This window comes from Catenulispora acidiphila DSM 44928, from assembly GCF_000024025.1.
GTDB lineage: Bacteria > Actinomycetota > Actinomycetes > Streptomycetales > Catenulisporaceae > Catenulispora > Catenulispora acidiphila.
In genome coordinates this window covers 1,274,570-1,298,328 of record NC_013131.1, presented here as the reverse complement: position 1 = coordinate 1,298,328, position 23,759 = coordinate 1,274,570, and the positions used below count along the sequence as shown (strand labels likewise).

Below are 23,759 nucleotides of genomic sequence, written 5' to 3'. Positions count from 1 at the left end.
CCTCGGGAGCCTATGCGAAGCCGCCTACGCGTCAGAGGCTCAGCGCCTTCACCCAGATCCGGTTCAGGGTCTCCACCAAGCGCTCGAAGGGCATCGGCACCTTCTGCACGTAGGCCACATACGCCATCCGCGACACCATCGCCGAGAGCGCGTGCGCGGTCAGCAGCGGGTCGAGCTCGGCGTCGGCGGCGCCGGCGTCCTGCAGGGTGCGGATCATCTTGGCGTTGCGCTGGACGAAGGCGGTCGCGCGCTCGACGCGCAGCGCGCGGAACTCCTCGTCGATCTGCGAGACCTGCTCGAACAGGCCCATCAGCTTGGCGTTCTTCTTGTACGCGCGCAGGTATTCGCGGTTGGCCAGGTCGATCAGCTCGCGCGGGTCGGTGACGCCGGTGCGGGCGCGCAGGTGGGGGTGGACCATCTCCTCGGTCACCTGCTCGGCGACCGCCTGGAAGATCTCCTCTTTGCCCTCGAAGTAGGTGTAGAGCGAGCCGGAGGCGACGCCGGCCTCGGCGGAGATGTCCGCCAGCCGGGCGTCCAGATAGCCGTCGCGCTCGAACACCACGCGCGCGGCCGCGACCAGCGCGGCGCGTGTGCGGATGCCCCGCGCGCTGCGGGGTGTGACGCGTACCTCAGCCTTCACCATCGCGAAACGCCGTCTCCCTACTTGAACTTGACGCCGACCTCAACTATACCGGAATCATGTTCGCCGCCTCAGACCGTGCCCAGCGCTACCAGGACGACCTGCTCGCCTTCATGGACGAGCAGGTCTATCCCGCCGAGGAGGTCTACGAGGAGCAGATGCGCGCCTCCGGGGACCCGCACCACCAGCCCGCGGTCATCGAGGAGCTGAAGACCGAGGCCAAGAAGCGCGGGCTGTGGAACCTCTTCCACCCGCACGCCGAGTGGGGTCCGGGGCTGACCAACTTCGAGTACGCGCCGCTGGCCGAGATCATGGGCCGCAGCCACCTGGCGCCGGAGGCGACCAACTGCGCGGCTCCGGACACCGGCAACATGGAAGTGCTCACGCTCTTCGGGTCCGACGCGCACAAGGAGAAGTGGCTCAAGCCGCTGCTGGACGGCGAGATCCGCTCCGGCTTCGCGATGACCGAGCCGGCGGTCGCCTCCTCGGACGCGACCAACATCGAGATGCTCATGGTCCGGGACGACGCCCGCGGCGGCTACGTCCTCAACGGCCGCAAGTGGTTCACCTCCAACGCGATGCACCAGAACTGCCGCGTGCTGATCGTCATGGGCAAGACCGACCCGGACGCCGCGCCGCACCGCCAGCAGTCGATGATGGTCGTGCCGCTGGACGCCCCCGGCGTGACCATCGTGCGCTCGCTGCCGGTGTTCGGCTACCAGGACCGCGAGGGGCACGCCGAGATCACCTTCGAGGACGTCTTCGTCCCGGCCGAGGACCTGCTCAAGGGCGAGGGCGAGGGCTTCGCGATCAGCCAGGCGCGCCTGGGCCCGGGCCGCATCCACCACTGCATGCGCACCATCGGCATGGCCGAGCGCGCGCTGGAGCTGATGTGCCGGCGCGCCACCGACCGCGTCACCTTCGGCCGGCCGCTCGCCGACCGCGCCAACATCCAGGACTGGATCGCCGAGGCGCGGATCGACATCGAGCAGACGCGCCTGTTGACGCTCAAAGCCGCCTGGATGATGGACACGGTCGGCAACAAGGCCGCGCGCACCGAGATCGCCGCGATCAAGGTCGCCGCCCCGGAGATGGCGCTGCGCATCATCGACCGCGCGATCCAGGTGCACGGCGGCGCCGGTGTGACCGACGACTTCCCGCTGGCCTGGGCCTGGGCCCACCTGCGGACGCTGCGGCTGGCCGACGGGCCGGACGAGGTCCACAAGCGAACGATCGCGAAGATCGAGCTCGCCAAATATCGTCGGTAGCGGCTCCCGGCGAACACACCGCCACGCCGTCACGCCGCAACGCCGCCACGCCTGCCCCTCAACCAGGAGACTCCCTCACCTCATGACCAGCCCCTTCATCCCCACGCTGAACGGCCGCACGGCCATCGTCACCGGCGCCTCACGCGGCATCGGCCTGGCGATCGCGCAGACCCTGGCCGCCGGCGGCGCGAACGTCGTCCTCACCTCGCGCACCAAGGAGCACGCCGAGGAAGCTGCCAAGCAGGTCGAAGGACCCGGCACGGCCGTCGGCTACCAAGCGCACGCCACCGACGAGGAAGCCGCCCGCACCTGCGTGGCCTTCGCGGTCGAGCGCTTCGGCAGCCTGGACATCCTGGTCAACAACGCCGGCACCAACCCCGCCTACGGCCCGCTGATCGACATCGAGAAGAGCCGCTTCGCCAAGACCCTCGACACCAACCTGTGGGGTCCGATCCTGTGGACCTCGCTCGCGGTGAAGGCGTGGATGGGCGAACACGGCGGCTCGGTGGTCAACACCGCCTCGATCGGCGGCATCCACGTCGCGCAGAACCTCGGCGTCTACAACGCCAGCAAGGCCGCGCTGATCCACGTCACCAAGCAGCTGGCGCTGGAGCTGGCGCCGAAGGTGCGGGTCAACGGCGTCGCGCCGGCGGTGGTGCGCACCAAGCTGGCCGAGAGCCTGTTCGCCGACCACGAGTCCGAGGTCGCCGGCTCCTACCCGCTGGGCCGGATCGGCGAGCCGGACGACGTCGCGGCCGCCGTGGCGTTCCTGGCCTCCGACGCCGCCTCCTGGATCACCGGCGAGACGCTGGTCATCGACGGCGGTGCGCTGCTGGGGCAGGCCGGTGTCTGACCCCGCCGACCTGTCGGGACCGGTCTCCGGCTGGCTGAGCGAATCAGGGATCGAGCACGCCCTCCCGCTGACGCTGACCCGCGTCGGCGTCGGGCAGTCGAACCTGACCTACGCGGTCACCGACGCCACCGGCGCCCCGGACCGCCGCTGGATCCTGCGCCGTCCGCCGCTGGGCCACCTGCTGGCCTCGGCGCACGACGTGGCCCGCGAGGCGCGCATCCTGACCGCGTTGCAGGACTCTGACGTCCCGGTTCCGCGCGTGTTCGGCGTGTGGACCGCGGACGGTGTGCCGATGGTCCTGATGGAGTTCGTCGACGGCCTGGTCCTGGACCGCGAGGACGTCGTCGCCGGCGTCTCCGAGCCGACCCGGCACGCCGTCGGCCTGGCGATCGCCCGCGCGCTGGCGCCGGTGCACGCCGTCGACCTGGACAAGACCGGGCTGGTCGATCTGGCCAGCCACAAGCCCTACGCCGAGCGCCAGCTGAAGCGCTGGACGACGCAATGGCAGCACTCGAAGACGCGCGAGTCCGCGGACCTGGACACGCTGACCGCCCGGTTGGCCTCCGCGATCCCCGAGCAGCGCGAGCTCACCCTCGTGCACGGCGACTTCCACATGCGCAACGTGATCGTCTCGCCGGCGGACGGCTCGGTCGCCTCGGTCCTGGACTGGGAGCTGTGCACGCTCGGCGACCCGCTCGCCGACGTCGGCACGCTGTTGGCGTACTGGCCGGCAGCCGACGAGGCGGGCCAGGGCCTGCTGAGCTTCTCCACGCTGCCGGGCTTCCCGGACCGCGAGGAGATGGCCGCCGCCTATCTGGACGCCAGCGGCCGCGACGGCTCGGCGCTGGCGTTCTGGCACGCGCTGGGCCTGTGGAAGATCGCCATCATCGCCGAGGGCGTGCTGCGCCGCGTCCAGGACGAGCCGCGCAACCGCGCCGCCGCTTTCGCCCCGACCACCGAGCAGATCGACTCTTTGATCGCCAAGGCACTAAGGACACTGACATGACCGACCCGACCGCCTCCACCAGCGCGCTCGACACCCCGCGCACCGCGATCGTGACCGGCGCCGCGCGCGGCATCGGCGCGGCCGTGGCCGCCCGGCTGGCCGCCGACGGGCACGCGGTCGCCGTCGTCGACCTGGACGAGACCGCGTGCGCGGACACCGTCGCGGCGATCGCCAAGGCCGGCGGCAAGGCGCTGGCAGTGGGCTGCGACGTCTCCGTCGAGGAGCAGGTGGCCGCCGCCGTGGAGCGGATCGCCGTCGAGCTCGGCGCGCCCACGATCCTGGTCAACAACGCCGGGATCCTGCGCGACAACCTGCTGTTCAAGATGACCGTCGGGGACTGGGACGCGGTGATGAACGTCCACCTGCGCGGCGCGTTCCTGATGTCCCGGGCCGCCCAGAAGCACATGGTGGACGCCGGATTCGGCCGGATCGTGAACCTGTCGAGCACCTCGGCGCTGGGCAACCGAGGACAGGCGAACTACGCCGCGGCCAAGGCCGGCATGCAGGGCTTCACCAAGACGCTGGCGATCGAGCTGGGCAAGTTCGGCGTCACGGCCAACGCGATCGCGCCGGGCTTCATCGAGACCGACATGACCAAGGCCACCGCCGCGCGGATGGGTGTCGACTTCGACGTCTTCCGCGAGGTCGCGATCAGCCAGATCCCGGTCGGGCGCTCCGGCAAGCCCGAGGACATCGCGGCCGTGGCCGCCTTCCTGGTCCGCGAGGACGCCGGGTTCGTCTCCGGCCAGGTGATCTACGCGGCCGGCGGTCCGAAGGACTGACGCCCCGCCCCGGCCTGACTGAGGAGACGCGAGAGGCCATGACGCAGAGTACTGACGCACCCGAGACGACCGACGCACCCGAGCTGGTCCTGGCCGAGCGGCACGGCGCGGTCCTGCTGCTCACCCTCAACCGGCCGGAGCGCCTGAACGCCTGGAACCTCGCGCTGGAGGAACGGTATTTCGCGCTGCTCGACGAGGCGGAGATCGATCCCGAGGTGCGCGTCGTTGTGGTCACCGGCGCAGGACGCGGGTTCTGCGCCGGAGCCGACATGGAGGACCTCTCGCAGCTCGGCACGGTCGATCCGGACACCCTCGCCGACGAGCGGACCCGGCGTCCCCGCGAGCGTCCGCTGGCCTTTCGCAAACCCCTGATCGCGGCGATCAACGGACCGGCCGCCGGGCTCGGGCTGGTGCAGGCGCTGTACTGCGATCTGCGGTTCGCGACGCCGGAGGCGAAGTTCACGACCGCCTTCGCACGCCGCGGACTGATCGCCGAATACGGGAGCGCGTGGCTGCTGCCCCGGCTGGTCGGCCAGAGCCGCGCCCTGGACCTGCTGATGTCGGCGCGCGTGGTGCTCGGCGACGAGGCGCTGGCGATGGGTCTGGTCGACCGGGTGCTGCCCGGCGAATCGCTGCTCTCGACAACGCTGGCGTACGCGGCCGACCTCGCCGAGAACTGCTCGCCGGCGTCGATGGCGCTGATCAAGCAGCAGGTGTACGAAGCGATGGACTCCGATCTGCCCAGCGCGATCGAGGTGTCGACCAGGCTGATGCACGAGTCGTTCCGCCACCCCGACGCCGCCGAGGGCGTGCACAGCTACCTGGAACGCCGTCCGCCGCGCTTCGCGCCTTTGGACCCGGCATGAGCACGGTGCCGGTCCCGCGCGCGGTACTCACCGACTTCGGCGGCGTGCTGACCTCGGACATCTTCGAGGCCTTCGAAACCTACTCGACGTCGGTGTCTGGCGATCCGCGGCTGTTCAGGACGCTGCTCGGCTCCGATCCGGCAGCCGGCGCGCTGCTGGTGGAGCACGAGTGCGGACGGATCGATCAGGCGGCGTTCGAGCGCGGGATCGCAGAACTGCTGGCGCCGCGCGGCATCGAGGTACCCGCGCCGGGGTTCGTCGACGCGTTCCAGGCGCTGTTGAAGCCGGATGAGGAGATGCTCGCCGCGATGCGCGCCCTGCGGGCCGCGGGCGTCCCGGTGGCGATCGTCTCCAACTCGCTCGGCGACGACGCCTACCGCGGCTACGACTTGGCGGAACTCGCCGACACGACGGTGATCTCCGGCGAGGTCGGGGTGCGCAAGCCCTCGCGGGCGATCTACGAGCTCGCCTGCACACGGCTGGGGGTCGAGCCGTCGGACTGCGTGATGATCGACGACCTGGAGCACAATCTGCGAGGCGCAGAGCGCGTGGGCATCCTCGGTCTGCATCACACGGACTCCGCGCGCACGGTCGCCACGCTGGCGGAATGGTTCGCTATAAGCGTTTGATCGTCGGTGCCGCCGCACCTACCGTCGCAGCATGACCGAACCGTCCAGCCCTGCCAGCCCTGCCAGCCCTGCCAGCCCGAGCCCGGCGCCGCTGCGCGACCGGCTCCGTGCCGCTCTCCCGGTCGCTCTGAAGGCCCGGGACCGTGCCACCGCGTCCACGCTGCGCGCCACGCTCGCCGCGATCGAGAACGCCGAGGCTGTCGACGCCGGGTCGGCGCGCGCCGGAGCCATCGAGACCAGCGCCGTCGGGATCGGCGTGGCCGAGGCCGCGCGCCGGGAGCTGACCGAGGCGGACGTCGTCGCGATCGTCCGCGCGGAGATCGCCGAACGGGAGCACGCCGCAGAGGTCTACGAAGGTTCGGGACGTGCGGAGAAGGCTGCTGAGCTGCGATCCGCGGCAGCGGCGCTCTCGGAGTATCTGCGGTAGCCACGTTTGAGATCACCGCGATCGAGTACACGGGCGCGCAGTGAACCGTGTCCTGCAGTTCTGTCACAAGGTACCGCCGAGATCGCGTCCGACGCCGGGGCTCCGCTAGCTTCGATGGGTGCCCCATCCTGAACTGGAGAAGCCAGCGGCGGAGTCGGCGCCGGAAACCGAGGCCGCGCTGAAGAAAACTGCGACGAAAACCGCTGACAAGAAGACAGAGTCGCCCAAGAAGTCCCGCCGGCGACGGGTCCGCACCGCCGTGATCACCACTTTCAGTGCCCTGATCCTCGGCGGCGGCGCGATGGCGGCCGTCCTGGCCGCGCACGGGTTCGACTCGCCGGCGACGCCCGACCTGAACCAGGTCGCGCCGAACTATCACGACTTCGCCGCCTCCTTACCCTGGCCGAGCGACGGCGAGACCGCGCTGTGGGCGCAGAACATCGGGAGCCTGGGTTCCTCCGGGGACCAGGAACCGGTGCCGATAGCCAGCGTCGCCAAGGTGATGACCGCCTATGTGGTCCTCAGGGACCACCCGCTGAGCGACGGGCAAGCCGGACCGGACATCGTCGTGGACCAGCAAGCCGCCGACGAGTCCTCCTTGCGGGACGAGAGCTCGGCGCCGGTCCATGCCGGTCAGCATCTGAGCGAGCGCACCTTGCTGGAGCTGATGCTCGTCCCGTCAGCGAACAACGTCGCCCGGCTGCTGGGACGCTGGGACGCCGGGACGCAGGACGCGTTCGTCGCCGAGATGAACGCCGCGGCGGTTTCGCTGGGCATGAAGAACACCACCTACACCGACCCCAGCGGTCTGGACTCGAGCACCCGCAGCACGGCCGTCGACCAAATGCAGCTCGCGAAAGTGGCGTTGACCGACCCGGTCCTGCTGGCCCTGACCGCCGAGCCCGCGACCCAGGTCCCCGACGACCCGGCCTCCCTGCTGACCAACACCGACGCGCTGCTGGGCTCCGACGGCGTCGTCGGCGGCAAGACCGGTTCCAGCACTCCGGCGGGCGGCGCCCTGATGTGGGCCGCGCACCGCACCCTGGACGGCGAGGACCACCTGGTTCTGGGCGTGGTGCTCCATCAGAGTTCGGGCACGACGCCCGAGCTGGGACTGGCCGCCGCCCTGCTCGCCAGCCGCCGGCTGGTCGAGGCGATGGACTGATCCGGTCCGGCTGTTCCTGTTTCTGCTGCTCCCTCTGCTGCTCCTGCTACGCCGCGAAGATCCGGTTCAGGAACGAGTGCAGATTGACGTTGGTGCGCGCGATCCGGCCGTTCAGGTCGATCGACTCGTCCAGATCGTGCCCGTTCGCCGAGCCCTTGATCCCGCGTGCGAACAGCGAGCACTGCAGATCAGAGCACAGATACTGACCGACCGAGTTCCCCTGGCGCCCGGCCTCGCCGATCCGCCGCGCGGTCATCAACACCACGCCGCCGCCGGTACGGGTGGTCAGGCAGACCGAGCACATGCTGCGGGCGCCGAATCCGCGCGCCCCGCCGCCTGAAGCGCGCAGCGAGATGCCGGTCAAGCGGCCCTCGCGCTGGACGACCAGGTAGCCGCGCTCGGGGGCGGTCGGGTCGCGCCAGCCCAGGAAGTCCAGGTCGGCCCAGGGCTTCTCGGCCAGGTCCCGGGGCAGCCCGAGCCGCTGGGCCTCGCCCTTGGAGCAGTTGACGAAGCACGTGCGGATCTGGTGCTCGGTGATCGGTTCCATGGTCGGTACGCTAAGCTTGCCTAAGTGGGTTAGGCAAATCGTTTATCAGCGAAGGAGACGCATGGCACGCGCCGGGCTGTCCCCCGAGGTGCTCGTGACCGCGGCCGCCGAGCTGGCCGACGAGATCGGCTTCGAGAACGTCACGATCGGGGTGGTGGCGCGGCGGTTCGGGGTGCGGGAACCGAGCCTGTACTCGCATATCCGCAACGCGAACGACCTCCGGGTCCGGGTCGCCGCCAAGGCGCTCGGCGACCTCGCCGACCAGCTCTCCGAGGCCTTGGCCGGACGCTCGGGACGCGAGGCGCTGCTCGCCTTCGCCGCCGCCTACCGCGACTACGGCAGGGACCACCCCGGCCGGTTCACCGCCGCGCGCATGCCCTTCCCGCTCGACTCCCCCGCCGCCGACGCCGCGCGCCGGCACTCGGAGCTCACGCGCGCCCTGCTGCGCGGCTACGCCCTCGGCGAGCCCGACGAGACCGACGCGGTGCGGCTGCTCGGCGCGACGATCCTGGGGTTCGTCACCTTGGAGGCCGGCGGTTCCTACCGGCACCACCCGCGCAGCGCCGACGCGTCGTGGAACGCCGCGATGGACGCGCTCGACGTGGCGCTGCGGAACTGGCCGACGGCAGAGGAAAAAGCGTCGGCCGGGGCGAAGTCCCCCAAGCCTGGGAAAGACTTGTAGGACCTGCCCCGGCCGACATGTGACGCCTTTGACGCGTTGCCGTCTTGCCGTCTTGCCGTCTTGCTGTCTTGCCGTTCTTGCCGTCTTGCCGCCGAAGAACCTCAGCGCGTCAGGCCTCGACCTCCGGCCGCCCCGTCTCCGCCCACCGCGTGTGGAACGCGCCGTCGCGGTCGGTCCGGTGGTAGGTGTGCGCGCCGAAGAAGTCGCGCTGGCCCTGGATCAGGGCCGCCGGCAGCCGGTCGGCGCTCAGCGTGTCGAAGTACGCCAGCGCCGCCGAGAACGCCGGGACCGGGATGCCGCGCCGCGCCGCCGAGGCGATCACCTCGCGCCAGGAGACCTGGGCCTTGGCGATCTCGTCGGCGAACTCCGGCTCGGACAGCAGGCTGGGCAGCGTCGCGTCGCCCGTGTAGGCGGCGCGGATCCGGTCCAGGAACGCCGCGCGGATGATGCAGCCGCCGCGCCAGATCGCCGCGACGTCGGCCAGGTCGATGTCCCAGCCGAACTCCTCGGCGGCGTCCCGGATCATCGTCCAGCCCTGGTCGTAGGCGATGACCTTGGAGGCGTAGAGCGCCTGCTCGACGGTGGCGACGTAGCGCTCGGTCTCGTGCGCGCGCAGCGGGTGCTCCGTGCCGCCGGCCTGCGCCCGGTAGGTCTCGCGCAGCGCGGTCCGGCTGGAGGCCACGCGGGCGAACGTCGCCTGCGCGATCGCGGTCGCCGGCGAGCCGACGTCCAGCGCGGTCTGCACGGTCCAGCGGCCGGTGCCCTTCTGCTCGGCGGCGTCGCGCACGATGTCCACGAACGGCTTGCCGGTCGCGGCGTCGGTGTGGGCCAGGATCTCGGCGGTGATCTCGATCAGGTAGGAGTTCAGCCGGCCCTTGTTCCAGCCGCGGAAGACCTCGGCGATCTGCGCCGGGCTGTAGTCGGCGACGTTGCGCAGCAGGTCGTAGGCTTCGGCGATGAGCTGCATGTCGGCGTACTCGATGCCGTTGTGCACCATCTTCACGAAGTGCCCGGCGCCGTCGGTGCCGATGTGCGTGCAGCACGGCTCGCCGTCCACCTTGGCGCTGATCGCCTCCAGCATCGGGCCGAGCACCGCGTAGGACTCCGCGGAGCCGCCGGGCATCACCGACGGGCCGTGCAGCGCGCCCTCCTCGCCGCCGGACACCCCGGAGCCGACGAAGTGGATGCCGCGCTCGCGCAGCGCCTTCTCCCGGCGGCGGGTGTCCAGGAAGTGCGCGTTGCCGCCGTCGATGATCATGTCGCCGGACTCCAGCAACGGGGCGAACTCCTCGATCACGGCGTCGGTGGCCTCGCCGGCCTTCACCATGATCATCAGACGCCGGGGTCTTTCCAACGCCGCGACGAACTCCTCGGCGGTCTCGGTCGGGACGAAAGTGCCCTCGCTGCCGAACTCCTCCACGAGCGCGTGGGTCCGGGCCGCGGTGCGGTTGTGAAGTGCGACGGTGTAGCCGTGCCGGGCGAAATTGCGCGCCAGGTTGCGGCCCATGACGGCCAGTCCGGTGACGCCGATCTGCGCTGATGCCTGCATGAAGGGCAACTTAACACCTCAGTCCTTTGATGGGGATGTTCTCAGCCCCAGCGCCGCGCGTCCTCGGCGAGCCGCTGCATCTCCTCCTCCAACCGGTCGGCCGCGGAGGCTGAGGCGCCGGCCGACTGCGAGGCCTTCAGCCGCGCGATGATGCCCTGGAACTCCGAGATCCGCCCCTGGAGATCGCCCTTGGCCTTGAGCAGATTGGCCTCCTCGTCGGACCCGGGCTGGACCAGCAGCAGCCGGTGCTCCAGGTCGCCGAGCAGATCCAGCTGCCGGCGCCGGGCGAGCTCGAACTGCTCCAGCGGATCCTCGAACCGGCTCAAAAACCGGTCGGTGCTCTTACGAAGCCACCCGCCGACACCCATCCAGCGCTCCTTTCCATAAGACTCGCCCTCAAAAACGCCTAACGCCTACTCCGCCGCTGCCGTGCCCGCCAGCCACGCCGACGCGGCGCCGAGCATGAGGCGCACCCCGACCTCCAGCGTCGGATCGATGGCGGGCGCGAACTTCGGGGAGTGGTTGCTCGGAAGGGTCGCCGGAACCCCGTCCTCCAAAAGGGAAAGGATGTCCTGCTCGCTGAAGTCGGCCAGATCCAGCCCGCCGAAGTGCCAGAACACGGACGGGACGCCGAGCACGCTGCCGAAGTGCCCGAAGTCCTCGCTGCCGGTCAGCGTGCTCGGCAGCACGAAGACCCGATCGGCGCCGAGCAGCCTGCGGAACGCGTCGAGCACGACCTCGGTCGCCGCCTGATCGTTCACCAGCAACGGCAGCTCGTCCAGCGGCGTGATCTCCGGCATCCGCTCGGCGCCGGACGCGGCGGCCTCGGCGTTCACCACCCGCGTGATCGCCGCCAGCACCTTGTCCCGGACCGCCGGCGTGGTGGTGCGGACGGTGACGCCCAACTCGGCCTCGTCCGCGATGACGTTGGCCCGCGTCCCGGCGTGCAGGAAACCGACGGTCACCACAGCCGACCGGCTCGCGGCGATCTCCCGGGACACGATCGTCTGCAACCGCATGACGATCGCGGCGGCGATGACCACCGGGTCGATGGTCGCCTCCGGCATCGACCCGTGCCCGCCCCGGCCGAACACCCGCACCCGCAACGTGTCGCAGGCGCTCATCACGGCGCCCGGACGCGTACCGACCAGCCCCGCCGGCGCCGGACCGACGTGCTGCCCCAGACAGACCTCGGGGCGTGGGAAGCGCTCGAGGAAACCGTCCTCGATCAGATGCGGCGCCCCGCCGACCTCCTCGGCCGGCTGGAAGACCGCCACGACCGTCCCGCCCCACGCATCGCGGTTCGCCGCCAGCAGATCGGTGGCGCCGAGCAGGCAGGTGACGTGGACGTCGTGCCCGCAGGCATGCATCACCGGGACCTCGGTCCCGTCGGCCTCGGTGGCGATGGCCGTCGAGGCATAGGGCAGACCGGTCTCCTCGCGCACCGGGAGCGCGTCCATGTCAGCGCGCAGAAGGATCACCGGACCCTCAGCTGCGCCGTTCAGGCCACCGCGCATGACGCCGACCACGCCGGTCCCGCTGACGCCTTCCGGACCGCCGAGTCCTTCGGTGACGTCCCACCCCGAAGCACGCAGGTGCTCCGCGACGATGCCCGCGGTCCGGACTTCTTGAAAGGACAGCTCAGGATGCGCGTGGAGGTCCTTATAGATGTCGCGCAAGCCCGGCAGGACATCTTCCAGCCCACGCATCAAATCGGCCGCAGCCGCCTTGCCGGTCTGGACTGCGGTCGCCGCGCTCTCGGTCATGCCCCCACCTTGGTCAGGCGGGGGCAGGTTGGCAACCGGCCGCCGACCTCAGCCCTTGCGCCCGAGCGCCCCGTACATCCAGATGTCGTCGGCGTCGGCGGGGACCGGGCCGTCGGGGCGCCAGCGCGGGAGGAGCACCACACCGGGATCGAGGAGGTCCATGCCGTCGAAGAAGGCGGCGGTCTCCTTGGCGCTGCGGACTGTGAGCTTCGCCGTCGACTTCTCATACGCCTGCGCCGAAACCGCGAGTCGTTCCTGATCGAAGTCGCCGGTGACGTGGGTCAGGGCGAGGTAGCTGCCGGGGGCGACGGCGTCCATCAGGGTCTTGACGATGTCGTAGGGCTTCTCGTCGTCGGAAACGAAGTGCAGGACCGCGATCAGCATCACGCCGATCGGACGCTCGAAGTCGAGCATCGCGCGCACCTGCGGATCGGCCAGGATCGCCGCCGGGTCGCGCAGGTCTCCGGCCACGATCGTCGCCGCGCCGCCGCCGGCGTTGACCGGCCGGGCCCGGGCGTGGGCCAACACGATCGGATCGTTGTCGACACCCACGACATGCGCGTCCGGACGCGCCGCCAGCGCGCTAGCAACCGTCCCGCCGGGCCCGGGCAACCCGATGCCGACATCAAGGAACTGCGATATGTTCTCCGCCGCCATGCTCCGCACCGCGCGCCCCAGGAACGCCCGATTGGCGCGCGCGAACGCCCGCACCTTCGGCATGTTCTTCAGGACCTTCTCGGCGGCCTCGCGGTCGGCGGGGAAATTATCCTTGCCACCCAAGTAATAGTCGTACATGCGCGCCGGTGTGGCGACCTCGGTGTCCACTTCCGGCGAAGTCCAACCCGCCTCAGACATGTCGTCTCCCCATCCCGGCCCAGCCCGGTGTTGATCGTCTCGCGCGGATCATACCCACAGTCTCTGTTTCCTGATACCGCGCACCGGCGATGGCCGCCCCGCCGACGGTCACCGCGCCGCCGACACCCGCCGCCCCGCTGACTCCCGCCGCACCGCCAACGCCCGCCAACATCGCCGACGCTCGCCGCACCGCCGGCGCCTGCCGCACGGCCGGCACCCGCCTCACCACCGACGCCCACCGCACCGCCGACGCCCGCCAACATCGCCGACGCTCGCCGCACCGCCGACGCTCGCCGCACCGCCGGCGCCTGCCGCACGGCCGGCACCCGCCTCACCGCTGACTCCCGCCGCACCGCTGACTCCCGCCGCACCGCCGACTCCCGCCTCACCGCTGACTCCCGCCGCACCGCTGACTCCCGCCGCACCGCTGACTCCCGCCGCACCGCTGACTCCCGCCAACATCGCCGACGCTCACCGCACCACCGACGCCCGCCGCACCACCGACAATCACCGCACCGCCAGCGCCCGCCGCACGGCCGGCACCCGCCTCACCACCAACGCCCGCCTCACCGCCGGCGCTCGTCCGCCATCCCGGCGTCGGCCGCGGCCGCGGCGGCGTCCACCAACCCGTCCAGCACCCGCCGCCGTTCGTCGACCAAGGCCTTGAGCTTGTCCGCCATCTTGTCCAGGCGCCGCATCGCGGCCGGCATGCCCGCGTCCTGTCCCGGCGCGAAGACGATGCGTCCGAGTTCGGATTCGCGGGCCGCCGACAGCTCGTCGCGGATGCGGTCCAGCCGGTTGTGGACCGAGGACAGCGCCTGCTGCAGGTGCTCCTTGAGCTTGCGCCGCTCGCCGGGGTCCTTCGGCGGTGCCGACGTGCCGGCGCCGCCCTCGGCGTCCCACTCGCGCGACAGTTGCGCCAGCAGCCCGATGTCGCCGCGGGTGTAGGCGTCGTTCACGCGCGCCATGAACACCTCGCGGCGCTGGCGGTCGGACTCGTCGTCGGCGAGGTCGGGGTGGCAGCGGCGGGCGAGTTTGCGGTACATGCGCTTGGCTTCGCCGGTCGGCGCCGGGCGCGGCGGCTCGGCGCGGGTCGCGCGCACCTTCTCCTCGTCGGCCTGGCGCGCCGACTGCTGCGCGCGCTCGCGGGCCGTCTCGGCGTCGCGCTGGTCGTCCGCGCGGCCGCTGCGCGCGGCGTGCACCTCGGCGACGCGCGCCTCGATCTCGTCGAGTTCGGCCAGCAGCGGCGCGAACATCCGCGCGTGCGCGCGGCCGAACACCGCCAGCAGGTTGCGCACCTCGGCGAGTTCGGCCTCGGCCTGCGACAGCTCGTCGGCGAGCCCGGCCAGTTCCCGTTCCAGGTCCCCGATTTCGGGATCGACCCACACCTCGGCCTCGGACTGCCCGCCGTAGGGACCGACCTTCGACACGACGCGCATCACCAGCGTCTCGTCGTCGACCCACACCGCGCGGATCTTGCCCTCGCCGAGCACTTCCACCGCTTCGGGACCGCGCGCCGTGAGCTGCACGCGCGCCGCCAGCTTCTCCTGCCCGAGCTCGCCCGGCGCCACCTCGACGCAGATGTGGAACGTCCGCGTCTCCGGTCCCCACGCACCGGTCGGGAAGCCGACGGTGCGCACGGCGTCGCCGGGGATCCGGTTGTCGGTCAGGTCCCGCAGCACCGGTTCGACCTGCTTCACGTACCGGATCACCGCGCCGCTCGGCGTCCACACACTGAGTTCGACGTCTGCGACGCGCTTCGCCGCCGCGCCGACCGTCGCCTCCCGGACCGCCTGCGGCAGCGCCGCCGGCTCGGCGACCAGCGCGACCGTCCCGGACAGCTGCTCGGAGACCAGGCGCATCTCGTGGACGTCCCAATCGTCGCCCAAACCCAGGCAGTCAGCGGTGAACAACCCGGTGCAGGCGCGCGCGGTCATCGCCAACCGGGACGGATGCAGACCCTCGTCGCGGCCGTTCACGACGATGATCGCGTGCCGCACCGGTCCGGACCCGAGCGCGAACAACCGCGCCGCCCGGCTGAGCCAGAGCCCGATCTCGCGGCCGCCGTAGGCCGTCAGCCGGTCCACGGCAGCCTTCGCCGCCGCACGCGAAGCCTTCGTCACCGCCTCGGTGCCGCCGTCCTCGGGATAGACCGCCTGGCTGTCGGCGCGCCCGGCGATCACCGCGAACCGCGCGCCGTCCGGCAGGCTGTCGATCCCGGCGTGCAGCGCGGCCTTGACGCCCGCCAACCGCCCCGGCTCGGCCAGCGACCGCGAGCAGTCGGCGATGAAGACGACCGACGGCGGTCCGTCGGCGCTCGCCACCGGCACGGGCTTCGCGCCGTAGCTGCGATCGGCACGCAGCGCGGCAGCGGAGGCGGCCGCGTGCGTGGGAGCGCTGCGCCCGGAATCGGCAGTGCTGACCGAGACGACCGCGTGCACCTCGCGACCGCCCGCCGCCAGATATTCGTTCTGGTCGACGCCGATCTCGGTGCGGATGCTCTCCAGCGCCTCCACCGCGTTGGACGTGCGCGCGCCACGGCTGGCCGCGATGTCGTCATTACGCAGCCGCTCGTTGACGAACGCGAAGTGCTCGACCCACTCCACGCCGAGCTGGACATCTTGCGCCAGCGACGGCAGCAGCGACCCGGGCGCCTCGACCGTAGGAGGCGGCGTCCAGTCGCCGACCAGCGCGAGCGCCGCCGCCACGTCGGGCCGCGTCGCGGGATCCTTGTCGAGCAGCCGGGTGATCAAAGCGGTCAGCCGCCCGCCCCGGCGCATCGAGGCCGGCTGTCCGGCGACGACCGAGCCGATGATGTCGGCGCGGAAGGCGGGAATGCCTTCCACCGCCTCATAAAGAGTGGCTCCGAGGGAGAACAGGTCGCCGATGGCGCCTGCGTCCTGCGAGATCACGCGCTCGGGGGCGACGTATCCGGGCGATCCGATGAAGGTCCCGGTGCGCGTGACCCGCGCGTCGTCGAAGCGGACGGCGATGCCGAAGTCCGCGAGCAGTGCGGTGCCGTCGGCGGCCAGGAGGACGTTTCCCGGCTTCACATCTCTGTGCACGATCCCTGCGGCGTGCGCTGCTGCCAGCGCGCGTAACAGATCGCGCGCGAGCGCCACGGCGTTGTTCTCGGTGAGCGGTCCGCGGTGCGACAGCCGCTCGGCCAGGCTCTCGCCCTTGACCAGCTGCATGACGATCCAGGGCGCGCCGTTCTCGATGTGCACGTCGTGGACGGTCACGATGTTCGGGCAGTCCCGCAGCCGCGCGGTGTTGCGCGCCTCGCGGGCGGCTCGAGCGACCCGCTCGGCGGCCTGCGGGCCCTTGCCCTCCATCGGCAGCAGGACCTGCTTCACCGCGACATCCACCCCGAGGTGCATGTCGTGCGCGCGCCACACTTGGCCGAACGCCCCGGAACCCAACCGGTCGACCAGTCGGTAGCGTCCCCCGATCACGCGTCCTGGCTCGGTCACGCACTGAGCCTACGGGGATCGGCGGCTCCGCGCGATGGTCGTTTCCCTGATGGCACTCACGCCAGCGACAGGAACAACTTCTCCATCTGCGCCACGTTCGCCGTGCGTTCGGCGGCGTCGTCGGACTCCAGGCACTGCTGCAGCCCGCCGGCGATCACCTTGAACCCGGCCCGGTCCAGCGCCCGGGACACCGCGGCGAGCTGTGTCACGATCTCGGAACAGTCGCGCCCGGATTCCAGCATCGCGATCACGCCGCGGATCTGCCCCTCGGCACGGCGCAGCCGTTTGGTCACGTCGGCGACGGTCTCGGCCTCGATCTGCATGCTCACCAGCATACCCCTCGGGGTATCATCCCGTTTGTTTCGCCGCCGGCCGGCCGGCGATCGCCTCGAGGGTCGCCAGCGCCGCCCCGGGCAGCTCGATCGCGGCGGCGTCGATGTTCTCGCGCAGGTGCGCGACCCGGGAGGTCCCGGGGATCAGCAGCGTCGTCGGCGAGCGGTGCAGCAGCCAAGCGAGGGCGACCTGCCGCGGGGTGCGTCCCAGGTCCCCCGCGACGTGGTCGAGGGCCTCGAGCTGGAGCGGACGGAACCCGCCGAGCGGGAAGAACGGCACGAACGCGATGCCGTGCGCGGCGCAGTGGTCCACGAGGTCGTCGTCCTGCCGAAAAGCGACGTTGTAGTGGTTCTGCACCGCGACGACCGGCGCGATCGCCCGCGCGGCCTCGAGCTGGTCGATACCGACGTTGCTGACTCCCAGATTTCGGATCAGGCCTTGCTCGCGCAGTTCGGCCAGAACCGTGAACGGCGCGCGGATGTCGGAGGCGGCCAAGGTGTCGGTCATCCGCAGGTTCACCAGATCGAGGGCGGGCACGTCGAGCCGCCGGAGGTTGTCGTGCACAGCCTGGACCAGCTCGGGCCCGGAGAGCGCGGCGGGCCAGCCGCGGTCCGGGGTGCGGCGGGCGCCGACCTTCGTCGCGATCCGCAGCTGCCGCGGATAGGGGTGCAGCGCTTCCCGGATCAGATCGTTGACCACGTACGGGCCGTAGTAGTCGCTGGTGTCGATGTGGGTGATGCCGGCATCGACCACGGCGCGCAGGACCGCGATCGCTTCGCCGCGGTCGCGCGGAGGTCCCCACGCCACCGGACCCGCCAGCTGGATCGCGCCGTAGCCGACGCGGGTGAGTGTCAGGTCCTCGGCCAGGGTGAGGACGCCGCCAGGGGTTTCGTTCGTCATGCGGCAAGCTTGTGCTCAGCGTGAGGTGCGGTTCCATCCAGCGAGGCCGTTAGCCTGTGAGACTCCATTGGGGTCGGATTTTGCCGCCTATACTTCCATCATGGACGAGATCGACCGGAGAATCGTGCAGTGCCTGCTTTATGAAGGCCGCGCTCCCTTCCGGCGGATCGCCGAGGTCGCCGAGGTTTCGCAGCAGACTGTCGCGCGCCGCTATCGGGCACTGCGCGCCGATGGTGCGGTCCGCGTCCGGGCGCTGCCCTCCCACGGCGCGCGGGGCGAGGCGACCTGGTTCGTCCGCATCCAGACCCGCCCCGACGCCACCGACGCGCTCGCCGAAGCGCTGGCGGCCCGCGAGGACACCGCGTACGTGTCCATCACCTCCGGCGGCGCCGAGATCGTCTGCCAGACCCGCACCGACCCCGGCGCGGCCGGCGGCTCGGTCCTGCATCGGCTTCCGCGGACTGCGCAAGTACTCGCCTATCAGGCGCACGCCGTCCTGCACATGCACGTCGGCGACGGAACCAAATGGCTCGCCTTCGACGATCCCCTGGCTCCCGACCAACTCGATCGCCTGCGCGGCGATGCCATACCGGCGCCCGCCCCCTCAGGGCTCGACGGCGCTCTGCGCGACAGCGACGCTCCCCTGCTGACCGAACTCGCTCGCGACGGCCGCGCGAGTGCCGCCGAACTCGCCCGCGCCACCGGCTGGCCCGAGACTCGCGTCTCAACGCGCTTGGACGCGTTGCTCACCAACGGCGCGCTGCACATCGCGGTCGATCTCGCCTATCCCCGGTTCGGATTCGCCGCCGCCGCGTACCTGTGGCTCACCGTCACCCCGGGTGATCTCACCGCCGTCGGCGACGCGCTGGCTCAATACCCTGAGACGACCTTCGCTGCCGCCGTCACCGGCTCGGCCAACCTGCTGGTCACCGTCACCTGCCGCACGCTCGAAGACCTCTACCGCTACGTCACCGCCAGAGTCGGCGCCTTGGACGCGGTGCGCCAGGTCGACGTCGTCCCGGTTCTGCACCGCCTCAAGCAGGCCGGCACTCACTTGAGCGACGGACGGCTGCTGCCCGGGTAGCCCCACCTCGACAGACACCGGCCGGGGGATATAATAAGCAACGCTAAGTATCGTAATTTTCCGGGGAACATTTCCCCGGAAGATGCGTTACCCTGCACAGGGGACATGGTCCCCGACGAGGATCCCTCCGCAGGTCGATCCTTGGAAAACGGCCGTCGCGCCCGAGTACGCACCCCCTCCGTGTCTCGTGCGCGGCGGCCTCCACCGTTCACCGGAAAGCGCCCGGAACGTCATAAATCAGGGTTTTTCTAAAGGTTAGTATGGTCGGGCCCGCACCCCCGCCCCGAACGCCCAGGAGGAACCCCGTGGACGTCGTGGCCGCCACCGCCCGCCGCGCCCCGCGCGCCCGAGCCCTTCGCGTCGACGCCCTGCGCAACCGCGAGCGCATCGTGGCCGCCGCCCGCGACCTGTTCACCGAGGTCGGCTCGCAGGCGCCGATCGACGAGGTCGCCCGGCGCGCCGGCATCGGCAACGCGACCGTCTACCGGCACTTCCCCGACCGCGACGCGCTGGTGCTCGCCGTGGTCCGCAGCGTGCTGAAGCGGACCGGCGACCGCGCCGAGGCCGCGCTGGCGCAGGGGCACGACCCGTTCGACGCGCTGACCCGCTTCGTGCTCGCCGCGGCCGACGAGCAGATAGGCGCGATGTGCGTGATGCTAGACGGCGCCTACGACCCGGGCGACCCGGAGGTCAAGGCTTTGGAGGGGCGGCTGAACGGGCTCGTGGAGACGATGCTGGCGCGGGCGAAGCACGCCGGGATGCTGCGCGCGGATGTGGATCTGGCCGACATCATCGTGGCGGTCGCGCAGCTGACGCGGCCGTTGCCGGATCTGGTCACCGTGCGGCGGAGTTCGCGGCGGTATCTGCAGCTGTTCCTGGACGGGCTGCGGACGCCGGCGCACTCGACGCTGCCGGCCGAAGGCTGAGCAGTCGGCGGGAGGAACCTCAGCGCCTCAAGGGCGATGCACGAGCAACATCGCCAGATCCCGAGGCCGGGCACCGCGCGCCCGCGTCGTCACCTCGGCCTCGATCGTCGAGAGAACGTAGTCCGGCGCGGCATCGGCCAGGTCTTCCAAGAACTGCGCGAGCGCCAGCGGCTGGACGTCCGGTCCGCCGGAGTCGGTCACGCCATCGGTATACAGAAGCAGGGAATCGCCGCTGTCGAACGGCGTCACCATCAGCCGCGCGCGGTCGTCCGTCCCGGGAACCAGGGTACTGAGACCCAGCGGCAGGCCGACCGACTGGCCCTGCACCGTCGAGACCGCGCCGCAGCGGACCATCAGGGGCGGCGCGTGCCCGCAGCTCACGTGCTCCAGCCAGCCGTCGGGGCGGATCGACACGACCGCGACGCTGGCGAACTCCTCGCGCACGTCGACCACCGTCCGGGGCGGCGCCACCGCGAGGGAGTTCGAGGTCTCCCATAATCGGGCGCCGTCGGCGAGCGGGACGTGCGCCGCCGCGGCGTCCGCGTCCCCGAGGTAGCGACGCAGGCTGATCTCCAGGCGGCGTACCAGATCCCGCAGATCGGGTTCGTCGTAGGCGGCCTCGCGGAAGGAGCCGAGCAGCACCGCGGCCACCTCGACCGCGCCGAGGCCGCTCCCCCGCACATCCCCGATGACGGCGCGCACGCCGTAGGGGGTGTCCACGATGTCGTAGAAGTCTCCGCCGACCGACGCACCCGCCGACGCCGAAGCACTGCGCGCGGCCACCAGCACGTCGCCGACCTCCGGCCGCGGCGGCCGCAGCAGCACCCGCTGCGCCACCTCGGCGACCGCTCGCACCTGCGCCAGCTCGCCGAGCATCCGCTGCCGGCGCACCGAGATCACGAAGCTGGTGGCGACCACGGCCAGGATCGCGGCGAACGTACCGATCCGCTGCACCTCGCCGCCGGAGCCGTTGCCCGGCGCCCACGGCAGCAGCGCGACGAACGCGCACAGCCCGGCCATCCACACGCACTGCCGCCGGCCGGTGCCCGCGCAGGCGATCGCGGGAGCGGCAGCGAGCAGCGGGGCGAGCTCGATCCGTGCCGGGAGGAGAACCTGCAGGAGCAGCACCACGCCGACCCAGATGCCGGGCAGGACGAACAGGAAAAGGGCGCGTCCGTTGTCGGCGGGTCGGCGCATCCCCACGCCGCCTGCCCGGACCCATCGTGTCAAAGGACCACCCAACGCGTGCCCACGCCTCTCAGCGTCCTTAATCCGACACGACGGAGCATAGCCCGCCACGGCCGGAAGATGTCGAGGAATCGCCCGATTCGCACGTTTGGGCTACAGCGACCCGGCGTGTGTCCCACATCACACACTCCGCGCGTCACAGCGTGTCGACCACCGGCATCTCTTGTTCGACCTCACAGAGACGAACAGAGAGACGCAGGAGGACAGGCAATGACTGCGACCACGACCCTGGAAATCCTCAGCCGCGACTTCAGCGGCGACATCATCGAGCCGGGCCATGCCGAATACGCCGCGGCGTCCGGCGTGGTGCTGGCCGCGGGCGCGCCGGCCGTCATCTTGCGGCCGAGCAGTGTCGGCGGAGTGCAGGCGGCGGTGCGCCACGCCGCGGCGTCCGGCCTGCCACTCGCAGTGCGAGGCGGCGGGCATTCGTTCGGCGGCTTCGGGACCAACGACGGCGGCGTCGTCATCGATCTGAGCAGGCTCTGCGGCGTCGAGGTCGTCGCGGGCGGATGGAACGTCGTGCGCGTCGGGGGCGGCGCGACGTGGGGACAGGTGACGGCGGCGCTGAAGCCGCACCGGCTCGCCCTGTCCTCCGGCGACACCAAGGGCGTCGGCGTCGGCGGCCTCACCCTCGGCGGCGGCATCGGCTGGAAGGTGCGCAAGTACGGCCTGGCACTGGACAGCCTGGTGCGCGTGGAGATCGTGACCGCCGACGGGCACGTGGTCACCGCCGACGAAGACGAGAACGCCGACCTGTTCTGGGCCGTCCGGGGCGGCGGCGGGAACTTCGGCATCGTGACCGCCTTCGAGTTCGCCGGGCATCCGACCACTGACGTGTTCCACGGCAAGATCTCGTTCCCCGGCGCCGAGGCCGCGACCGTGATCCCCGCCTGGGCCGAGTACATGCGCACCGCTCCCGAAGCCCTCACCACCATCGCCGTCTTCGCCAACCCCTTCGCCGGACCCGGCGCCCCGGTCGAGATCCTCGTGACCTTCGACGGCGACGCCACCGACGAAGCCGACGCCGCCATCGACCCGCTCCGCCGCCTGGGAACCCTGATCGACGACGACATCACCCTCAAGCCCTACGGCGACGTCCTCGAGGAAGCCCCTCCCCTGCCCCCGGCACTCCGCTTCCACACCCGCAACGCCTTCGTTGAGCGCGCCGGCGTGGACGCCGCGCTCCGCATCATGACCGAGGCCGGCGCCGCCCCGGGCGCCCCGTTCCTCACCGCGCGCAGCCTCGGCGGCGCCCTGGCCCGCGTCCCCGACGACGCGACCGCCTTCGCCCACCGCCGCGCCGAGCTGATGATCGGCACCGCCCTGGTCGGCCCAGAGCCGGTGATCGAAGCCGCGATACCGGCCCTCGACGCCCTCTGGGAACGCCTGACACCGCACGTCAACGGCACCTACCCGAACTTCAACACCACCGCCACCGATCAGGAGATCGCCGCCGCCTACCCCACCGACACCTACAAGCGCCTGGCCGCCGTCAAGCGCCACTACGACCCCGCGAACCTGTTCACCGCGAACTACAACGTGCTGCCGCTGTAGAGGTGATCGACACGCCGTCGGCGGTCACCGTGCTGGGAACGGCGACCGCCGCGGCGCGACCCGCATCAGCTCAGCTCGGGCCGAACACCAGCCGCCGGAACTCGTTCCGCACGGCAGCCATCGGCCCGCGATCGCGGCTGTAGTAGACCTTGTTCGTCAGCAGTACCGCCCAGCGCTCGCGCGACGGCGAGACCCACATACCGGTGCCGGTGAAGCCGTAGTGGAGCCAGACGTCTGCTTCGCCGGTGGCGGTCTTCGGCGAGGGGACCCAGAACAAGCCGCGTGCCGGATCCAGGGCGACGGTGTGCAGGCGGAGCGATTCGGCGATCCAGCGCTGACCGAAGCCGACCGTGCCGATAGTGCCGACCGCGCCGACACTGGCTGCCGGGTTGAGCAGGTGTTTCAGGAAGCGGCCCAAGTCCTGAGCGTGCGAGAAGGTTCCGGAGATGCCGCAGACGCCGAGCAACCGTCCGGAGTAGTCGTGCACGGAGCCGCGCACGTATTCGCCGGTCTCGTCGTCGAACTCCGTCGGCGCGCTCTGCGCAATGAGGTCGGACGGGACCGGTCCGTAGCGCGTCGCCGTCATGGCGAGCGGCGTCCACACGGTGTCCCGGGCGACCTCGTCCAGGCGCCGATCCATCAGCTGCTCGACCAGGAACCCCAGGATCAGCGCCGAGCGGTCGGTGTATTCGACGGCTTCACCAGCGGGTCGACGCATCGCTTCCCGCAACACGCCGAGCCGCACCGCGTCCGGGTCGGTGCCGTACGACGCACGCAGGTTCGCGCGCAGCGGGACGCCTGAGGTGTGGGTCAGGAACTGGCGGATCGTGACGGCGCCCAAAGGAAAACCCGCCGCGTCCGGAAGGTGCTTGGCCAGCGGGTCATCGAGGTCGATCTGCGCGTGCTCCCAGAGCATCCCGACGCCGGACCACACCGCGATGATCTTCGTCAGACTGGCGAGGTCGAACAGCGTGTCCGCCCGCATCGGCCGCGACGCGTCCCGCGGATCGAGCAGCCCCGTCGCACCTTGCTCCAGCACCCCGTCCGGACCGCCGACAGCCCACACCGCGCCGGGGAAGACCCGCTGCTCGACACCGCCTTCGACGAGATCGCCGATCCTCGTGGCAAGACTGTCCATCGGGCCCGCTTCCGTTCGGAGTGACAACTGTCCGGGCTCTGTCATACCCGGCGCTCAACCCTGGGGTG

At 71.1% G+C, this 23,759-nt stretch carries 23 protein-coding genes; 12 read left to right on the top strand and 11 right to left on the bottom strand.

What is annotated here, in order from left to right:
- Positions 1-31 precede the first annotated feature (31 nt).
- Positions 32-643: a TetR/AcrR family transcriptional regulator gene (locus tag CACI_RS05710; RefSeq protein WP_012785372.1), complete on the bottom strand. Its 612-nt coding sequence runs from the start codon at positions 641-643 to the stop codon at positions 32-34.
- Between the two features lie 56 nt (positions 644-699).
- On the opposite strand from CACI_RS05710, the gene CACI_RS05705 reads away from it, so the two are divergent.
- The 8 genes from CACI_RS05705 to CACI_RS05670 all read left to right on the top strand — a co-directional run bounded on the left by CACI_RS05705 (position 700) and on the right by CACI_RS05670 (position 7,636).
- Complete coding sequence (locus CACI_RS05705) at positions 700-1,908, top strand: acyl-CoA dehydrogenase family protein (RefSeq protein WP_012785371.1); 1,209 nt, start codon at positions 700-702, stop codon at positions 1,906-1,908.
- Positions 1,909-1,990: 82 nt separating this feature from the next.
- A complete protein-coding gene (locus CACI_RS05700) occupies positions 1,991-2,761 on the top strand; it encodes an SDR family oxidoreductase (RefSeq protein WP_012785370.1) in 771 nt (256 codons plus the stop codon).
- The gene (locus tag CACI_RS05695) at positions 2,754-3,767 is read left to right on the top strand and encodes a phosphotransferase family protein (RefSeq protein ID WP_012785369.1); all 1,014 of its coding nucleotides are present in this window, start codon (positions 2,754-2,756) and stop codon (positions 3,765-3,767) included. Before CACI_RS05700 ends, CACI_RS05695 begins: the two co-directional genes overlap by 8 nt.
- Positions 3,764-4,549: an SDR family oxidoreductase gene (locus tag CACI_RS05690; protein ID WP_012785368.1), complete on the top strand. Its 786-nt coding sequence runs from the start codon at positions 3,764-3,766 to the stop codon at positions 4,547-4,549. The genes CACI_RS05695 and CACI_RS05690 overlap by 4 nt, the downstream gene beginning before the upstream one ends.
- A gap of 38 nt (positions 4,550-4,587) precedes the next feature.
- Positions 4,588-5,415: an enoyl-CoA hydratase-related protein gene (locus CACI_RS05685; protein ID WP_012785367.1), complete on the top strand. Its 828-nt coding sequence runs from the start codon at positions 4,588-4,590 to the stop codon at positions 5,413-5,415.
- Positions 5,412-6,044, top strand: a complete 633-nt coding sequence (locus CACI_RS05680; protein WP_012785366.1) for an HAD-IA family hydrolase — start codon at positions 5,412-5,414, stop codon at positions 6,042-6,044. The genes CACI_RS05685 and CACI_RS05680 overlap by 4 nt, the downstream gene beginning before the upstream one ends.
- A gap of 31 nt (positions 6,045-6,075) precedes the next feature.
- On the top strand, positions 6,076-6,471 hold the full coding sequence (locus tag CACI_RS05675; protein ID WP_012785365.1) for a GatB/YqeY domain-containing protein: 396 nt from the start codon (positions 6,076-6,078) through the stop codon (positions 6,469-6,471).
- 118 nt (positions 6,472-6,589) lie between these two features.
- Positions 6,590-7,636, top strand: coding sequence for a D-alanyl-D-alanine carboxypeptidase family protein (locus tag CACI_RS05670; protein WP_012785364.1), 1,047 nt, complete (start codon positions 6,590-6,592; stop codon positions 7,634-7,636).
- A 46-nt stretch (positions 7,637-7,682) separates the two neighbouring features.
- On the opposite strand, the gene CACI_RS05665 is transcribed toward CACI_RS05670, so the two are convergent.
- A complete protein-coding gene (locus CACI_RS05665) occupies positions 7,683-8,183 on the bottom strand; it encodes an FBP domain-containing protein (protein ID WP_012785363.1) in 501 nt (166 codons plus the stop codon).
- Between the two features lie 61 nt (positions 8,184-8,244).
- On the opposite strand from CACI_RS05665, the gene CACI_RS05660 reads away from it, so the two are divergent.
- A complete protein-coding gene (locus tag CACI_RS05660; RefSeq protein ID WP_012785362.1) occupies positions 8,245-8,865 on the top strand; it encodes a TetR/AcrR family transcriptional regulator in 621 nt (206 codons plus the stop codon).
- Between the two features lie 109 nt (positions 8,866-8,974).
- Here the strand turns inward: CACI_RS05660 and gndA are convergent, their stop codons facing one another.
- The 7 genes from gndA to CACI_RS05620 all read right to left on the bottom strand — a co-directional run bounded on the left by gndA (position 8,975) and on the right by CACI_RS05620 (position 17,741).
- Positions 8,975-10,414 carry an NADP-dependent phosphogluconate dehydrogenase gene (gene gndA, locus CACI_RS05655; RefSeq protein ID WP_012785361.1) on the bottom strand — a complete coding sequence of 480 codons (1,440 nt, stop codon included), beginning with the start codon at positions 10,412-10,414 and terminating at the stop codon, positions 8,975-8,977.
- Between the two features lie 41 nt (positions 10,415-10,455).
- Positions 10,456-10,782 (bottom strand): hypothetical protein, encoded by a 327-nt coding sequence (locus CACI_RS05650; RefSeq protein ID WP_012785360.1) that lies wholly within the window; start codon positions 10,780-10,782, stop codon positions 10,456-10,458.
- A gap of 45 nt (positions 10,783-10,827) precedes the next feature.
- On the bottom strand, positions 10,828-12,180 hold the full coding sequence (locus tag CACI_RS05645; RefSeq protein WP_012785359.1) for an amidohydrolase: 1,353 nt from the start codon (positions 12,178-12,180) through the stop codon (positions 10,828-10,830).
- 48 nt (positions 12,181-12,228) lie between these two features.
- A complete protein-coding gene (locus tag CACI_RS05640) occupies positions 12,229-13,035 on the bottom strand; it encodes an SAM-dependent methyltransferase (RefSeq protein WP_012785358.1) in 807 nt (268 codons plus the stop codon).
- 566 nt (positions 13,036-13,601) lie between these two features.
- Positions 13,602-16,508 (bottom strand): protein kinase domain-containing protein, encoded by a 2,907-nt coding sequence (locus CACI_RS45145; RefSeq protein ID WP_083795554.1) that lies wholly within the window; start codon positions 16,506-16,508, stop codon positions 13,602-13,604.
- Positions 16,509-16,564: 56 nt separating this feature from the next.
- A complete protein-coding gene (locus CACI_RS05625) occupies positions 16,565-16,831 on the bottom strand; it encodes a metal-sensitive transcriptional regulator (protein ID WP_041541192.1) in 267 nt (88 codons plus the stop codon).
- A gap of 25 nt (positions 16,832-16,856) precedes the next feature.
- Entirely contained in the window at positions 16,857-17,741 is an 885-nt protein-coding gene (locus CACI_RS05620) for an oxidoreductase (RefSeq protein ID WP_012785355.1), read from the bottom strand.
- Between the two features lie 100 nt (positions 17,742-17,841).
- Between CACI_RS05620 and CACI_RS05615 the strand changes: the two genes are divergently transcribed.
- Both CACI_RS05615 and CACI_RS05610 read left to right on the top strand, forming a co-directional pair.
- A complete protein-coding gene (locus CACI_RS05615; RefSeq protein ID WP_012785354.1) occupies positions 17,842-18,825 on the top strand; it encodes an Lrp/AsnC family transcriptional regulator in 984 nt (327 codons plus the stop codon).
- Between the two features lie 260 nt (positions 18,826-19,085).
- Positions 19,086-19,751: a TetR/AcrR family transcriptional regulator gene (locus tag CACI_RS05610; protein ID WP_049871483.1), complete on the top strand. Its 666-nt coding sequence runs from the start codon at positions 19,086-19,088 to the stop codon at positions 19,749-19,751.
- 27 nt (positions 19,752-19,778) lie between these two features.
- On the opposite strand, the gene CACI_RS05605 is transcribed toward CACI_RS05610, so the two are convergent.
- On the bottom strand, positions 19,779-20,948 hold the full coding sequence (locus CACI_RS05605; protein WP_012785352.1) for a PP2C family protein-serine/threonine phosphatase: 1,170 nt from the start codon (positions 20,946-20,948) through the stop codon (positions 19,779-19,781).
- A gap of 261 nt (positions 20,949-21,209) precedes the next feature.
- Between CACI_RS05605 and CACI_RS05600 the strand changes: the two genes are divergently transcribed.
- Complete coding sequence (locus CACI_RS05600) at positions 21,210-22,553, top strand: FAD-binding oxidoreductase (protein ID WP_012785351.1); 1,344 nt, start codon at positions 21,210-21,212, stop codon at positions 22,551-22,553.
- Between the two features lie 70 nt (positions 22,554-22,623).
- Here CACI_RS05600 and CACI_RS05595 read toward each other — a convergent pair whose 3' ends face one another.
- The gene (locus CACI_RS05595) at positions 22,624-23,691 is read right to left on the bottom strand and encodes a serine hydrolase domain-containing protein (RefSeq protein WP_012785350.1); all 1,068 of its coding nucleotides are present in this window, start codon (positions 23,689-23,691) and stop codon (positions 22,624-22,626) included.
- Positions 23,692-23,759: the final 68 nt, after the last annotated feature.

Bases quoted from the DNA above. Each gene is read 5' to 3' on its own strand.
- CACI_RS05605 (WP_012785352.1), bottom strand. From the start codon at position 20,948: ATGCGCCGACCCGCCGACAACGGACGCGCCCTTTTCCTGTTCGTCCTG.
- CACI_RS05640 (WP_012785358.1), bottom strand. From the start codon at position 13,035: ATGTCTGAGGCGGGTTGGACTTCGCCGGAAGTGGACACCGAGGTCGCC.
- CACI_RS05680 (WP_012785366.1), top strand. From the start codon at position 5,412: ATGAGCACGGTGCCGGTCCCGCGCGCGGTACTCACCGACTTCGGCGGC.
- CACI_RS05615 (WP_012785354.1), top strand. From the start codon at position 17,842: ATGGACGAGATCGACCGGAGAATCGTGCAGTGCCTGCTTTATGAAGGC.
- CACI_RS05685 (WP_012785367.1), top strand. From the start codon at position 4,588: ATGACGCAGAGTACTGACGCACCCGAGACGACCGACGCACCCGAGCTG.
- gndA (WP_012785361.1), bottom strand. From the start codon at position 10,414: ATGCAGGCATCAGCGCAGATCGGCGTCACCGGACTGGCCGTCATGGGC.
- CACI_RS05600 (WP_012785351.1), top strand. From the start codon at position 21,210: ATGACTGCGACCACGACCCTGGAAATCCTCAGCCGCGACTTCAGCGGC.
- CACI_RS05660 (WP_012785362.1), top strand. From the start codon at position 8,245: ATGGCACGCGCCGGGCTGTCCCCCGAGGTGCTCGTGACCGCGGCCGCC.
- CACI_RS05645 (WP_012785359.1), bottom strand. From the start codon at position 12,180: ATGACCGAGAGCGCGGCGACCGCAGTCCAGACCGGCAAGGCGGCTGCG.
- CACI_RS05625 (WP_041541192.1), bottom strand. From the start codon at position 16,831: ATGCAGATCGAGGCCGAGACCGTCGCCGACGTGACCAAACGGCTGCGC.
- CACI_RS05700 (WP_012785370.1), top strand. From the start codon at position 1,991: ATGACCAGCCCCTTCATCCCCACGCTGAACGGCCGCACGGCCATCGTC.
- CACI_RS05665 (WP_012785363.1), bottom strand. From the start codon at position 8,183: ATGGAACCGATCACCGAGCACCAGATCCGCACGTGCTTCGTCAACTGC.
- CACI_RS05620 (WP_012785355.1), bottom strand. From the start codon at position 17,741: ATGACGAACGAAACCCCTGGCGGCGTCCTCACCCTGGCCGAGGACCTG.
- CACI_RS05690 (WP_012785368.1), top strand. From the start codon at position 3,764: ATGACCGACCCGACCGCCTCCACCAGCGCGCTCGACACCCCGCGCACC.
- CACI_RS05610 (WP_049871483.1), top strand. From the start codon at position 19,086: ATGGTCGGGCCCGCACCCCCGCCCCGAACGCCCAGGAGGAACCCCGTG.
- CACI_RS05675 (WP_012785365.1), top strand. From the start codon at position 6,076: ATGACCGAACCGTCCAGCCCTGCCAGCCCTGCCAGCCCTGCCAGCCCG.
- CACI_RS05710 (WP_012785372.1), bottom strand. From the start codon at position 643: ATGGTGAAGGCTGAGGTACGCGTCACACCCCGCAGCGCGCGGGGCATC.
- CACI_RS05595 (WP_012785350.1), bottom strand. From the start codon at position 23,691: ATGGACAGTCTTGCCACGAGGATCGGCGATCTCGTCGAAGGCGGTGTC.
- CACI_RS05650 (WP_012785360.1), bottom strand. From the start codon at position 10,782: ATGGGTGTCGGCGGGTGGCTTCGTAAGAGCACCGACCGGTTTTTGAGC.
- CACI_RS05705 (WP_012785371.1), top strand. From the start codon at position 700: ATGTTCGCCGCCTCAGACCGTGCCCAGCGCTACCAGGACGACCTGCTC.